This window comes from Auritidibacter sp. NML130574, from assembly GCF_003185725.2.
Taxonomy (GTDB): Bacteria; Actinomycetota; Actinomycetes; order Actinomycetales; family Micrococcaceae; genus Auritidibacter; species Auritidibacter ignavus.
In genome coordinates this window covers 855943-869508 of the sequence record NZ_CP031746.1, presented here as the reverse complement: position 1 = coordinate 869508, position 13566 = coordinate 855943, and the positions used below count along the sequence as shown (strand labels likewise).

Genomic DNA, 13566 nt, shown 5'->3' with positions numbered 1-13566 from the left:
ACTATCCTCCTAAGTACATGAGTGCGGCTCTGATCAGAACGACAACAGCTCCGATCGTGGGAGTAAGAATTGCCATCAGCAAGAGAACCCGGTTTATGATGCGGGAACTGCGGGTTTCGTCATCGAAACGTTGGATCGCCTCCAGCTGGGCGTGATCTCGACTGACGATTTCCCACTCCTGCCTTAACCGCTCACGCTCGTTGTCGATACGATTACTGTCTTCGAAACGAATAATGTCTTGTGGCGGGGTCGCTTCGGATCCGGTGCCTTCCGCGAAGTCGACAGTGTCCTGCCACATCTTTTTCACCCGGGCTGAGGTTTCCTCGAGCCGCCGCATTTGGGAATCATGCTCGTGTTGCGCCGTGTGGATCGAGGACGTTCGTGTCTTGTCATGCCCGGAGATCTGGCGTTCAAAGGATGAATCTTCCTTCAGTAAATTCTCAACCAGCGTCCGGTAACGGGCGACGGCTTCTGCGTTCGTCAGTGATCCACCGTTCATCAATTCGTCTCCTTCAGCAAGGGGGCTTCATAGGGCACGGCAGTCAACGTCGATCCTCCGGTGCCCCGAGAGTGCAACACGAAACGTGGTGAGTCAGTCGGTATTGGGAAGTTATATTCTTGTGTGACGTCGAGCAGCGTGTTTTTGTCTTGGTTGACGAGCGCATAGCAGCCGATGACATTACCGCGATACCCGAAAACCGACTTGACCGACTCAATGCTCCCGAAACGAAGAACAAACCGGAGATTGGTGCTTGGTGTGTCGCCAATCTGCTCTGCGAGGAAGTCAGAAGGATCGAGTCGCGTAAAACTATCCGGATCTGAGTTCAGGCGGTCGCTAAGACCACGAATCTTCTGCAGACCGAGCATGATGATGGATGCATCGCGCATCGTTGGTAGTGAGTCCGCAACAAATTCGCTGGCCTGCTCCCGTGCGATGTACCTGAGCTGACGAGCGAGTGCGGGCTCACGGGCTTCGAGACCGTCGAGCCAGGCAGGGCGGGTTGCAGAATCAACGTTGACCACGAAGATTTGTTCCTGGGGGCGCGCGAGATAGAGAGATCGGACCGCGGCCGCCAAGATGCCAGCGGTTTCACCACCGCTGGCTCCAACAACAGCCAATGCTTGATTAACATCATCGTTCATCGTGTAGGTCGCCGACTGCTCCTCGACGCTAAGCTGGCGGCCCAGGTCGAGAACGATATCTTCGGGATCGTCGGTTTCAAGGTCCAACTTGCCGTGTGCGCTGAACGGCATGTAACTGTCAGGGGTGAACCTAAACGGATAACGGCGTATTCCTCCAGCAGACTGCTCCCACATATGGGTCTGAAGAGATGCTATGAACGATCGGTCGGCGAGGGCACATATTCCCCGTTTATTTTTATCGACATCTTCGCCGATATTCTCGTTGAGTATGACTTCGCCACGATAGGTTAAGTCCGCGGCAGCTCTGTTTTCGTGAGAGAAGAACATCTCAGATTCGCTCGCGTTATTCTTCAACGATAGGCGCGCGTGAAACTGTCCCAAAACCGAATCCCGTTTGCTGTGAAGTGCCTCGATTCCGGACAGAGCTTGCGAGGCCAAAATAAGATGTGTGCCTGTGGCACGACTTTGCCTGGACAACTGCTCGATGAGTGTGACAGCTTCTTCGGACTGAGCGTTATTCCCCGAGAACGGTACTTGGAACTCGTCGATAACGACGACCAATCGGGGAATCTCATGGCCCATACGGCGGTAGGTTTCGTAGTCTTCAGCTCCGGCGTTTTGGAAGAGTCTTTTTCGCTTCTCGACCCGTTGCTGGATGTTACGCAACGCTATAAGTCCATCTTCCTGACGCGTGTGGAGGCCCAGGAGAGAGGCATGGGGTAGCCAGTTTTCCCCATTCTTGTCGGGACCGAACTTCTTGAACTCAAGACCTTCCTTGAAATCCAACAGATAGAGTTCGAGCTCCTCAGGCGGGTACGCGTAGGCCAATCCGTAGACGATATTAAGCAGGAGATTGGACTTGCCCTGCCCGACAGCACCACCGATCAGCATATTAGCGATCGGCGGCGATGCGCCACGCAGTCGCACGATCAGTGGCTCTTTTTGATATCTGCCAATGACGGTTTCGAGACCGTCTATAGCACTCGACTGCCAGAATTCGACATCACTATCCCGGAGCACCGACTGAAGCGGAATGACCGGACCTTTTGCCTCCCGGGCGGTTCTAACAGCGTCCTTCACGACATCTCGTACAGCCGTCGAGTCGTAGGAAATGTGAGTCTGAAATCGGTCAGAGGGAGGGTATCCGGCAATCTCTATCGAATGTGGATGGACAATAACGTGTTCACAGCCGGAAAGGATCTTCTCATCGGCGGTAACGAGATCTTCGTCCATATCGTGGTCCAGCGTGCGCAAGACAATGAGGAACGCTCCCTTATTCGCAACGTGACTGAACTTGGCCAGTCGCTGTGCTCCTTCTTTATCGAGTCCCGCTGGATAGTCGAGCAAAACCAGCACGTGGTATTCGCCTTCAGGGGTATCGAGTGTTTTCCAATACTCAGACAACGATGGGGACTGTACTTGTTTGAGCATGGACGCCGTTTCTTGTACGTGCGCAAAGATCTCGCCCAAACGCTGGCGTAGTTCGTGCACTTCTGACATAGGCTTCGGTGCGGTTTGCGGTCGTGCGTCTTTGAGGGGTCCGAAATCGGCGAGTTCACTACTGACATTGGGGTCGAAGAGACTCAGCCGCAGGTGTAGGGCGGGTATTTGGGAGACGACATCGGCGACCACAGACCGTACTAGCTGTAGGGCGAGTTCGCGTGTCTGCTGGGTTGAACTGATAACGACCCCTGAACTATCGATCAAAGGAATGCTGAGCGGGGCCTCATCCCCCCGTTGTCCGTGAATGGTCCCAACCCGAGTAAGGGGATTTGGGGCACGGACTCCTCCATTCTCAGGAATGTCTCGAACACGGGACGATGGGTCTGCTTTTCGTAGTTCGCTGAGTAATCGTGCGACCGCGTTCTCGCGGGAAGCTGTGGCAGAAATTTCACCTGATCGATAGACGGCCTCGGCGTCTTGGATTGCGTGCTGGAGCTGTTCGCTGGCTTCAGCACGATTTGCGGAGATTCGCTTTTCAGCATCTGTTTGGGCAACGTGAGCTTGTCCTGCCAGTGAACCGATGGATTGTCGAAGATGAGCGATGCGTGTTGTGATATTCACGGGAATCCACCTTTCTCTTCTCGGTTCTTGGCGAGCAAGTCAAGTGTGGTGCACAGCACGAGCGCGATCACGATGGTGATAAATGGTGAGAACGCATACGGTGTATCGACGTCTGAGAAGACAACGGAGGTTGCAACCACCAAGTCTGCCACGAGTGCTAGGCCAAGAGCGCTCCAGAATAGCTTTCTTGCTTGGTTCCGGCCACCTAGTGGAGACAAAGGTCTCCAAATGATGGCTGCAAACCAGAGGATGTTGAGAATCAGTGGTGCGAAAACCATGTTCTCCGGTGGGGTGACGTCCTCGGGGATTATAGATAAAAAAGCGTCCCAGCCGGTGATGAGCTGAAATGCGCATACAAAAGCGGCGACCTCTGTGAGCAGGAGCGCGGCGAACCCGGCGTAACCGAGAGTTACTCGTTCGCGGGCTGCCCACTCGGGGTCAGTTAGAGTTCGGCGAGCATCACGAACATGATGTTGTTGAGACTTTCGCCCCTCGGCGGAAATAAGTTCGACGGTTCGATCGGTAGCTTGATCGATGACACTCGGCGAAGCATCGTGCGGAATGGACAGCATCTCGGCGGCAGTCGACGGATCCAGTCGTTTCGGCGAACTCTTGGGAATTGTCAACGCGGACCTTTCTACAAGCGGTGGTTCTCGTGCCGTGATGTAACCGATGTTACATTAACTATCAGGCATCTGTGCTGGAAAACACATCCAGCAGATCTTGTACAGGAGGAAATACCCCACACGAAAACGCGGGATACCGAAGTTGGAAAATGGGGGGTGTCCCCTGTGCTTTAAGTCAAGCTGCTTGGGGAACTTTGTTTGGGGCGGCATGATAGAAGTTGCCATCTCGGACCAAGGCGAACATGACGTTGAGGCGGCGGCGTGTCAGACAGATCACTGCGGCGTTATGTTTCTTGCCTTCTGCGCGTTTCTTGTTGTAGTGGGCTTTCGATACCGGGTCGTGGCAGGAGGCCACCCATGCGGATCGGAATAAGGCGTTGTTGAGTTGTTTATTGCTAGAGCGGGCCGGGGACTCACCTCGGATCGAGGTCTCAGAGCGACGCGTTACGGGAGTAATGCCGGCGTAGGTGGCCAGGTGATCTGGGGTGGGGAAGGAGCTGAAGTCTGCTGCAGTGAGCAGGATCGTGGCGGCGGTCTTGATTCCGACTCCTGGCATAGGAATCAAGACCTGGGTAAGAGGGTGAGCATCGACCATCGTTTCCACCTCGGTGGCCACCAGAGCGCGTTGAGCTTTGAGTTCTTTGATCTGGGCGGCCATCCTGGGGATGATCAGTTCCACGGTAGCTGTTCCAGGCACGGTGACCGTTTGCTCGGCTAGGGCCGCGAAGATCTGGTCGATCAACGCGGAGGGGTCTTTGCGGGCCTGATTTTTCGCCCAGCGTTTTACCCCAGATTTGTCAGCAGCCTGCAGGCCGTGGGGTCCGTGATACCGAATCTACAACTCCAGGACCATGGGCCGTGTGAGGACGGTGCCGGTGAAGACTCGTTCCAGTGACGGGTAAATGTGCACCAGCAAGGATCGTAGTCGGTTGATGGCTGGGGTACATTCCCGAGCCAGGTCATCATCAAACCCAGCCAGGACTTTCAACGCCGAGAACAGATCAGATTCCCGATCCACGGCTCGTAGCGTATGGGGCATGGTTCTGGCAGTATCAGCAATGATGAACGCGTCCCGGGCATCAGTTTTGGGCCGGCCGGGATACAGATCAGCGGCCTTGCGCATCGCCAAGACCGGCAAGTATGCCACGGTGGCGTCACAGTCTCGGGCCACCGCGATCGGTAAGGCACCAATGGTGTTAGGCTGATCGACCACCACCAGCACTGAATCGTGCCTTTGGAGCTGAACGATGACGTCTTGCAATGCGGTTTCGTCTTGCGGTAATTCCCGGTCGTAGAGTTTCTCGCCGGTGGTTGTCAGGGCGCATCCGTCATGTGCGCTTTTACCAACGTCTAGCCCCAGGATCACATCGTAGGTTGTTGTCATGGCAGTCTTGCTCACTGCTGGTAGCAAGGCCGCTGTGATCATGACACCCGATGCTTGCACCCACGTGACGAAGAAACCTCAACACACTGCTTGGGCCGCATCCCTATGAGAAGTCAACGCGCGTCCTGGACCGCTGGCGGCAACACCCCCGGACCATGAAATGACAGGGCAACACAGCCATACCAGAGCCAGCGACCAGCTCCTTAGATAGACCTAAGAAATACCCTAGAAGGACCTATAAATAAATGTAACGGGGAGAGATAGACACCAGTGGTGGTCAGAACAATACAACTTTTCCTCATGATTGGCACGGCCAACGGGCGGAAGAAAGCGACCCTGCGAAATTGGACCGGAGTCACCCATCTCATCCCTCGCACGATGCTTCAGCGGACGGATAGTCGAATCCGACCAGGCAGTGTTCACCCGCCTGACCTACATCGGTTTAGCCCACCTCGGCCTGAGACAAGACGAGGTGGGCCTGATGGTCTTCGGCGAGCTCCTGGACCTGGTGGACTGCTGGCGGATCGAGACAGGACGAGCGAAACCAGCACGGGTGTGGTTCATCGACGACATCATCCCAGCCGGGATTTAGCCAGCTGCGCGATCATTTCCCACGGTAGGTGCGAGCGAACAAATGCACTGCGGGAACGTCTGGGAATCGTCAACGCTTCGTCAGCCACACGCTGGACCAGATCGGTATCGGCTCCGAGCGCCTCAGCAATCCAGACCAGCCCTTCGGGGTGTTGAAGCCGGTTATAGGTCGTTTTCGCCGACACATTCGGTTCTTTCCGCATGAACGCTCCGCTGCCGGTCGTCGCTTGCGATGCGAACCACTCCGCCATGTGTTCACGCTGCGAGGACCACCAGCGCCCATTCTTTTGTGGATCGGCTTGTTCCATAGCATCAGAAATCGGCAAATGCGCATCCAGCTTTGCAAGCAGTTTCGCGAACCGGCGCACATCAATATCGGTGTCACTCACGTTGTGCTCCCTCGCATCGCGGACGATTCCCACTACCTAATTCTAGTTCGAGGAGGTGACCTTCACCGTGGCTGATAGCTCGTTTGGTCTCAAGATCGGTCTGGAAGGTGAACGCGAGTTCAAGCGGGCCATCACCGACATCAACCGTGAAATGCGGGTGCTGGGCTCGGAGATGAAACTGGTGGCTTCCCAGTTCGGGAAGAACGCCACCAGTGCGGATGCGCTCACGGCTCGTAACCAGGTGCTGGCTAAAGACATCGAGACCCAAAAGGCCAAGATCGAAACACTCAAGGCCGCGCTGGAGAACTCGGCCGAGTCGTTCGGGGAGAACGATTCGCGCACGAAGAACTGGCAGATCCAGCTCAACAACGCCGGAGCTGAGCTCAACGAGCTAGAAAAAGAACTCAAGGCCAACAACGATGCGCTCGGCGAGTTCGGTGACGAGACCGACGGGGCAGGCGATGACGCGAAAGACGCTGCCAAGGACGCCGGGCACTTGGAGGACGCAGTCGATGATCTCGGTGACGAGATGGACGACACCGGGGATAAGACCCGCGTCTTTGGGGACGTGCTCAAAGCGAATCTGGCCGCCGAGGCGATCATCGCCGGTGTCAAGGGCATCGGCAAGGCGATCGCAAGCATCGGCCGGGGTAACGCCGCCGGCTATGGGGTGAGTACGTTGCAGGAACCAAGGGCCGGCGGGCGATCACCTGGAGCCGGGGACTCAAAGACAGGTTCGACGTCAACGACAAGACCGATGAGGACATCATCGACGATACCGAGTCAGCCCCGGCCCGGTGGCTGGCCGAAGGCCGTGGATACGACCGCCTGCGCAGATCAGACCCGGAACTCTTAGCCGTAGTGCTCGAAGCTGCCGAAGCAGACAAATGGGCCACCGTGGAGAGTCTGCTACCGGGCCGCCCGCCACCAGACCCAGACGACACCGGAGAAGACTGACCTAGCGATCAAGGGACCCCGGAGTGCCTCATGTCAAGATCCCCGGGAATTGCAGGTCGTGCCTCACACATATTTTCCCCGCTAACCGGGGTCTCAGCCGGCCCGGGTGTGGTGGACCTTGATGCCCGCGGGGTCCGGTTGGGCCTGAGTTTTCTCGATCTGGCGTTCAAGTCTCGCAGTCTTGCCCGCAGCGAGCTTGATCAACCGGTGCTGGATCTGGTCGATTTTCTCGGCAGCCAGGCCGACCGGATCCAGACCTGCCCGGTACTTCTGAAGCTCTTGTTTCTGCTGGGCGTTGAGGATCCCGGAATCCAGCAATCGTTGATACGGTGTCTTGGCAGAGTCGTAGACGCGTTTGCGGCGGCCGACATGATCGGTGGAATACCCGGTCGGTTTCTTCCTCGGAGTGAAGAAGTTCAGGCGGTCGTTGACCAGCGGCCACAGGCGTTGCAGGAGCTGTAGCTCGGTCGCGGTGTCGTAGCGGTAGGAGAACCCGTACCGGCGCATGAGGTGGTTGTTCTTCGATTCGATGGTGGCCTGATCGTTCTTCGTATCCGGGCGTGCCCGGGTGAAGAAGATCTTGCGGTCAGCGGCCCAGTCGATGAGGTTGTGGTTGATGAACTCGGACCCGTTGTCGAAGTCGAGTCCGGTCACCAGGTAGGGCACAGAGTTCACGAATTGTGTGCAGGCATCGACGACGTGGGTCGAGGCGTTGTTCTTCATCGGGTGGGTATAGACCCACCCGGTGTGCATGTCGGTGTCGTTCACGCAGCGGGCGAACTCGCCGTTGAGGGTCGGGCCGCAGTGGGCGAGGGTATCGATTTCGAAGAAGCCGGGTTCGTCGTCGAGTTCGTCACCGGCCTTGGGCACGGTGATGGAGTTACGCAGTAGGCTCCCGGGCTTCGTCGCTGACTTCCCAGGCAGGGGGTCCTTGTCACGGACTGGTTTGAGGTACCGGTTGATGGTCGCCGGACTCATCGCCAACAGCTCGGCACGCACGCTGTGGTTGTAGCGGCCTTTGCCCGGGATCAGGTGGGTGGGCTTCGAGGCAGTCCAGTAGGCCTTTCATGGCTGTGGCGAGGTACTTACCGCAGATGCCGCCGGCGATCGAGCACACGTATGGCAAGATCTTGACCGCGTCGTAGGAGTATTTGCGGGCCTTCGTCTTCGGCCTGTCGATGACCGCGACTGTGGCTGTCGCGCGTCCTTTGGGTTGCCGGGTACGGTGGGTGAGTTGCTGGCGGGCGTGGTCGCGGTTCCACCCGGTGAGTTCGGTGACGGTATCGAGGATCGCGGCTTTAGGTTTCTTCGGCGCTTGCGTGTAGGCGGTGGCGTAGTTCTTCGTGATCTCGATTCGGCTGCTCATAGATACGTCCTTGTCGACCATGACCCCATCGTCGTCGTGCCTGGTGGCCCGGGAGAAGGATTTCGCGGGGATTTTTCTGTGAGGCACGACCCCTTACTACGCGGGGGCTTTCTATGAGTCTCGTCGGGCTTTTGCCTTACCGATCACCACACCGGACCAAAAGAAGTGAAACACTTCATCAGGTCTGACCAGAATTGCTGGGCATAGCGTTTCTGTGTTCCTGACTCGGTGCCCTCTGCACGCCATTGGTTGATTCGATCCCGCCAGAAAACAGCCATTTTCTGCAGACGTGTACGGATACCATTTCGGTCAATAACGTCAGACACTAGACCACCTGTTGACGAGAGCAATCAAGCAGTCGTCACAGACTGCCGTATGTAGTGCACTTTGAATCGATTGGTCCGGAGGCCATGCACCACGTCACCATTCGCAACACCCCGAGGTCCAAAAACTGGCACTAGTTTGCTTCCCCGTCTCACAGCCCATACCGCGATAACGGGGGTCGCAATTAGACCCAGGTCAGCCCCACATCGGTCACCGAAGCTACCACACCAACCAATCCACCGATGAGCACCACCGACCATGCTGGGACTTTGGCGAACAGTAGTAAGGCGAAACACCCCACGGCGATGATCAGTGTGGCATATCCGGTAATCCCTTCGGTGATGATGGGAGTGATCAGCGCGGCTGTCATGATGCCGACAACGGCAGCATTGGCCCCGAGAACGGCAGAACGGGCCACCTGGTTCTGCTGAATCTTGGACCAAAATGGCAGGGTAGCCAACAGAAGCAGAATACCTGGAAGGAAGACGGAGACCAGTGCCAGGGCTGCACTCAGCCATGCGCTCCCACCGGATCCCATCTCGAACCCGAGGAATGCTGCGAACGTGAACAACGGTCCAGGTACCGCCTGGGCCGCACCGTAACCGGCCAAGAATTGATCTTGACTGACTGCTTCTGTGACCGCAGGCTCGGCTTGGAGTAGGGGTAAGACGACATGGCCGCCACCGAAGACCAGGGCACCGGCACGGTAGAACGCGTCCGTCAAGCTCACCCAGGGGTCGTCCCAGAGGGCAGTGATGATTGGTAAGCCGAACAGCAAGACCGCAAAGAGTACAACGCTGATGATGCCCACGTATTTGGAGATTTCCACGCTGAGTGGGGCAGGCTGTGTCTGAACCAGGTGACGGCACCAGATGACGCCGGCAATGATTCCGGCCACGATGGCGCCGATTTGACCGATATTCGAGGGGAGGATTAAGACGAGGGCGACGGCAACGATCCCGATGAGAATGCGCCGCAGGTCAGGTGTTAAGGATTTTGCCATGCCCCACACAGCGTGTGCGACCACAGCAACGGCCACCGCCTTCAGGCCGATGACGAGACCTTCTGCGATCGCACCGTCCAAATTCACGGCGCCGATGGCGAATAACACGAGCAATAGTGCCGAGGGCAGGGTAAACGCCGTCCAAGCTGCTACCGCTCCCAGGTAGCCACCTCGGATGAATCCCAAAGCGAAACCTACCTGGCTTGAGGCAGGGCCGGGTAAGAACTGACAGAGCCCGACCAGCTGTCCGTAGTGCTCTTCACTGATCCACCGCCGGCGAGACACTAGCTCATTTCGGAAATATCCAAGGTGAGCAATAGGTCCGCCAAAAGAGGTGAGTCCTAGTCTGAGGAAGACATGAAAGACTTCCCACGGCTTAGTCTTCGTCATGCTGGTCTTCACCCCGTGAAATACCTGCCCCTGTTGTCGTGGACCGCATCCGAGTCATGTGGTTGGCCCTCGTTCATTTTAGATGAGAACTTCGACAAACCGGTGCGGGAAATCCATGTGGCCTCCCGAGTCGTCACGGTTCCCCAGGGCGGTGTCGCCGGGCAGGGCAACGGTGCACACTATTTACTTTATTTCCCGAATTTCATCAGAACACACCAGCAGACTATGCGAATGGTTGATGGTCGAGTATCGAGAGAGAGTCTCTGGAAGACATCGATTTTGACGTGCGAGAATTTGCAGGGCTGCTAGCTCGGTTACCTGAGCCCCTCCCGATATCAGATTCTTTTGAGCAAACCAATCGCCAGAGGACAGGCCGTTGGCGGACCTTTCAACGAGAGCATATGACTGAGTGGTTCGCTTCCCAAACAACGACCGGTTTTGGCGCCTACGTTAGGCGAAGACCGGATCTATCAGCAAAGAAGACTCATAACCGTCTCCAGAGCGCTGAGAAACTCGTATGGATTGCGGAAGCACTTGGAGCTGATGCTGACCTTGTCCAACAAGTTGCCGACGACGTGTTGATCAGGCCTTGTCGCGGTCGGTGCGGACACGTGAGGGAGCACCTGCCTTGGGAGCTGATCGCGGAAATGGCGGAAGACTCCTTTTCGGAATGAGGTGATCGAATCAAGAGTGCCGGGTGTTTCCATGGCCTGTGGTCTCTGATGGATAGCAGTCCACGCGGTTTCGCGGTTGCCCGGTTGATTCCACTGCACCAGAACTTCTCGGGAAAGTCGTTGTTTCCACCTGAAGCCGGGTTTATGTTGCTGTTCGGCGAGCTACTGCGGAAGCGCCCGAAGGTTTTTGGAGCGGAGAGAAAGCAGGGGGCGTTCGTGAGAGAATCTTCGGTATTGTTTTGCCTATGTCAATTATTTCACCTTCCCTCGTTGAATCCGCGTCATCGCGGCTCGCGGACATGCTCCGTGATATTCAGAAGTTGGTAGAGGTCGAGTCTTTTTCCTCGGACCTGGAAGCTGTGGCTCGTGGTGCTGAAGCTGTTTCTGAGGTTATTTCTCAACGGTTGGGTGCCACCGTGGAAACCCTCCAGGTCGATGGTGTTACGCACCTGCGTCTACGTTTCGGAGCAGGCAACCCGAAAGTCGTCATCCTGACTCACCAAGATACGGTGTGGCCCCTGGGGACCCTGGAACGCATTCCCTTTAGCAATGATGGTTCCAAGCTTCGAGGCCCTGGCTCTCTTGACATGCAAACCGGCGTGGTCATGGCCGTTCATGCCACAGCCATGTTGCAGGAATTGGGAGTGGATCTCGATGGTCTCTGCATTCTGGTGACAGGAGATGAAGAAGTGGGTTCGACAACATCGCAGGAGCTCATTCTCTCAGAGAGCCAGAATGCGACGGCAGTTTTCGTTACCGAAGGCGCTTTTGAGACGTCGCTGAAGATTGCTCGTAAAGGCACATCGGATTATGTCGTTGCCGTTAAAGGGCGAGCCGCTCACGCGGGTCTTGAACCTGAGCAGGGCATCAATGCGGGTCTTGCTTTGGCTCTGCTGGTGCCGAAGATTGCCGGCATGAGTGATCCTGACCAGGGGACTACAGTCACACCAACCATTATCAAGGCCGGAACCACGCCCAACACCGTCCCCGCTTCTGCTCAAGTCACCGTTGATGTCCGGACCCCGACCCGAGAAGAGCAAGACCGTGTCGATGCCGAAATGCGCCAGCTCGTGTCTCCGCTTCCTGGGGCAACGGTGACAGTTCTAGGTGGCGTCAATCGTCCGCCAATGGAGCGTAGCACCGGCGCCGATCTTCTAACCCAAGCGCAGACGATTGCGGAGACGTTGGGCATAGAGCCATTCGAGGGAGTCGGTGTGGGAGGAGCCTCTGATGGCAACTTTACCGCCGCCCAAGGGATTCCCACTTTGGATGGAATGGGGGCGTGCGGTGCAGGAGCACACGCTGATCACGAGCACGCTCTGGTGGAGTATATTGCGCCACGAACAGCGCTCTTGGCTGCCATGGTTGCTACCCAGCTTGAGAAACGTGACACGGAATAGGCTGACAAAATTTATGAGGTGTCGCTCAAAAGCTGTCTCTAGCCCAGGCCTTGAATAATACCCGCGAGAAGCGCAGTTTGCGGAGCGATGGAGGAGATCAAGATATGCTCGTGAAATGCGTGAGGTCCTTCGCCGTCGGCTCCAAGACCATCTATCACCGCCAAGCCACGTGCGGCGACAAAATTGGCGTCAGAAGCACCACCGGCGGCCTTCGGTGAAAGTTCTCTGCCCAGCCTCTTGCCTACTTCTAGTGCACGGTAGAGCGCCCTTTCAGAAGCGGGATTGAGCGTCATCGGTGGTCTATCGCCTGCGCCCATCTCAATCTCGAGGGAGAGCCGATCATCACTGGCAAAAGGTTCAGGTAATTTTAGCGCTGGTAACTGGCGATTAATTCGTTGTTGTTCCTCGAGCGTGGTCACTCGAATATCCACGAGAGCTTCGGCGAATCCTGCAACGACGTTGCGTCCTGTGCCACCATTGATAACTCCCACGTTGACGGTGGTACCCTGCTCGGGATCGGCGAGACTGGTGATATCGCTGATTATTGTCGCGAGCGCGTGGATAGCGTTGGCACCTTTTTCTGGTTCCAACCCCGCATGCGACTGGCGCCCATATACCCTAACATCCGCAAACATCACGCCTTTGCGTTCATGTTTGGGATGCCCCTGGGCGCTGGGCTCGGTGACTAAAGTGAGTCTCGATCTCGATGCCACGTCCTCGATCAAGTGCCGCGATGAGAGCGATCCGATCTCTTCGTCCCCCGTGAGTAATAACGTGACGGGCGGGAACGCCTGCCCGAGTGCTTTCATTGCTCTGATCGCCCAGGCGAGTTGTATGATCCCGAACTTCATATCCAAGACTCCGGGACCAGAAAGTTTGTCTCCGTCGGCCTTGAGTGGCCAGTCATCGATCGTGCCCTGTGGCCACACCGTATCGTAATGGCACAGCACCAGTACTGCTTGCTGGATGCTATCAGTGTGGTCTTCGGCGGTACGACCGTGCCAGTGTAGCTTCAAGACATCGCCGTAGTCGGTGTGCGAATTCCTGAATTCAGCGTCAGGTTCTCCAGTACGGGAAATCACAGTATGGCGAATCACTTCGAGACCACTATCCAGCAGGGCTTTGTCGTTACTGGGCGTTTCCGCTGTGACAACCCTTCTGAGGTCGTCGATAAATTCCTGTTGGTGTGAGTTGATGTAGTTCTCAACGGCATCCGTCGTGGCGGGCATCGCGGGAGAAGCCTTCCTGTGGGCTG

The 13566-nt window shown here is 56.6% G+C and carries 11 protein-coding genes and 1 pseudogene; 3 read left to right on the top strand and 9 right to left on the bottom strand.

From position 1 onward, the window contains the following. Window position 1 precedes the first annotated feature (1 nt). From DCC27_RS03995 to DCC27_RS03980, 4 genes and pseudogenes are all read right to left on the bottom strand, one after another. Window positions 2-499 carry a hypothetical protein gene (locus tag DCC27_RS03995; RefSeq protein WP_110098401.1) on the bottom strand — a complete coding sequence of 166 codons (498 nt, stop codon included), beginning with the start codon at window positions 497-499 and terminating at the stop codon, window positions 2-4. Continuing rightward, complete coding sequence (locus DCC27_RS03990) at window positions 499-3207, bottom strand: FtsK/SpoIIIE domain-containing protein (RefSeq protein ID WP_110110188.1); 2709 nt, start codon at window positions 3205-3207, stop codon at window positions 499-501. Before DCC27_RS03990 ends, DCC27_RS03995 begins: the two co-directional genes overlap by 1 nt. Then, a complete protein-coding gene (locus DCC27_RS03985; protein ID WP_110100527.1) occupies window positions 3204-3833 on the bottom strand; it encodes a hypothetical protein in 630 nt (209 codons plus the stop codon). Before DCC27_RS03985 ends, DCC27_RS03990 begins: the two co-directional genes overlap by 4 nt. Before the next feature lie 175 nt (window positions 3834-4008). Continuing rightward, a pseudogene (locus tag DCC27_RS03980) lies at window positions 4009-5217 on the bottom strand (IS110 family transposase). 415 nt (window positions 5218-5632) lie between these two features. On the opposite strand from DCC27_RS03980, the gene DCC27_RS12160 reads away from it, so the two are divergent. Then, a complete protein-coding gene (locus DCC27_RS12160) occupies window positions 5633-5809 on the top strand; it encodes a hypothetical protein (protein ID WP_014320299.1) in 177 nt (58 codons plus the stop codon). Here DCC27_RS12160 and DCC27_RS03975 read toward each other — a convergent pair. Beyond that, the gene (locus DCC27_RS03975; protein ID WP_110098399.1) at window positions 5790-6197 is read right to left on the bottom strand and encodes a hypothetical protein; all 408 of its coding nucleotides are present in this window, start codon (window positions 6195-6197) and stop codon (window positions 5790-5792) included. The genes DCC27_RS12160 and DCC27_RS03975 overlap by 20 nt on opposite strands. Before the next feature lie 67 nt (window positions 6198-6264). On the opposite strand from DCC27_RS03975, the gene DCC27_RS03970 reads away from it, so the two are divergent. Beyond that, a complete protein-coding gene (locus DCC27_RS03970) occupies window positions 6265-7053 on the top strand; it encodes a hypothetical protein (protein ID WP_233242895.1) in 789 nt (262 codons plus the stop codon). 194 nt (window positions 7054-7247) lie between these two features. Here DCC27_RS03970 and DCC27_RS03965 read toward each other — a convergent pair whose 3' ends face one another. The 3 genes from DCC27_RS03965 to chrA form a co-directional block, all read right to left on the bottom strand. After that, the gene (locus DCC27_RS03965; RefSeq protein WP_246840136.1) at window positions 7248-8132 is read right to left on the bottom strand and encodes a transposase family protein; all 885 of its coding nucleotides are present in this window, start codon (window positions 8130-8132) and stop codon (window positions 7248-7250) included. Then, window positions 8089-8520, bottom strand: a complete 432-nt coding sequence (locus tag DCC27_RS12400) for a hypothetical protein (RefSeq protein WP_246840135.1) — start codon at window positions 8518-8520, stop codon at window positions 8089-8091. Before DCC27_RS12400 ends, DCC27_RS03965 begins: the two co-directional genes overlap by 44 nt. Before the next feature lie 508 nt (window positions 8521-9028). Continuing rightward, window positions 9029-10237, bottom strand: coding sequence for a chromate efflux transporter (gene chrA, locus DCC27_RS03955; RefSeq protein WP_110100529.1), 1209 nt, complete (start codon window positions 10235-10237; stop codon window positions 9029-9031). Window positions 10238-11210: 973 nt separating this feature from the next. Between chrA and DCC27_RS03945 the strand changes: the two genes are divergently transcribed. Beyond that, window positions 11211-12311, top strand: a complete 1101-nt coding sequence (locus tag DCC27_RS03945; protein WP_233242892.1) for a M20 family metallopeptidase — start codon at window positions 11211-11213, stop codon at window positions 12309-12311. Window positions 12312-12349: 38 nt separating this feature from the next. On the opposite strand, the gene DCC27_RS03940 is transcribed toward DCC27_RS03945, so the two are convergent. Continuing rightward, window positions 12350-13540 (bottom strand): M20 family metallopeptidase, encoded by a 1191-nt coding sequence (locus DCC27_RS03940; protein ID WP_110100532.1) that lies wholly within the window; start codon window positions 13538-13540, stop codon window positions 12350-12352. Window positions 13541-13566 lie beyond the last annotated feature (26 nt).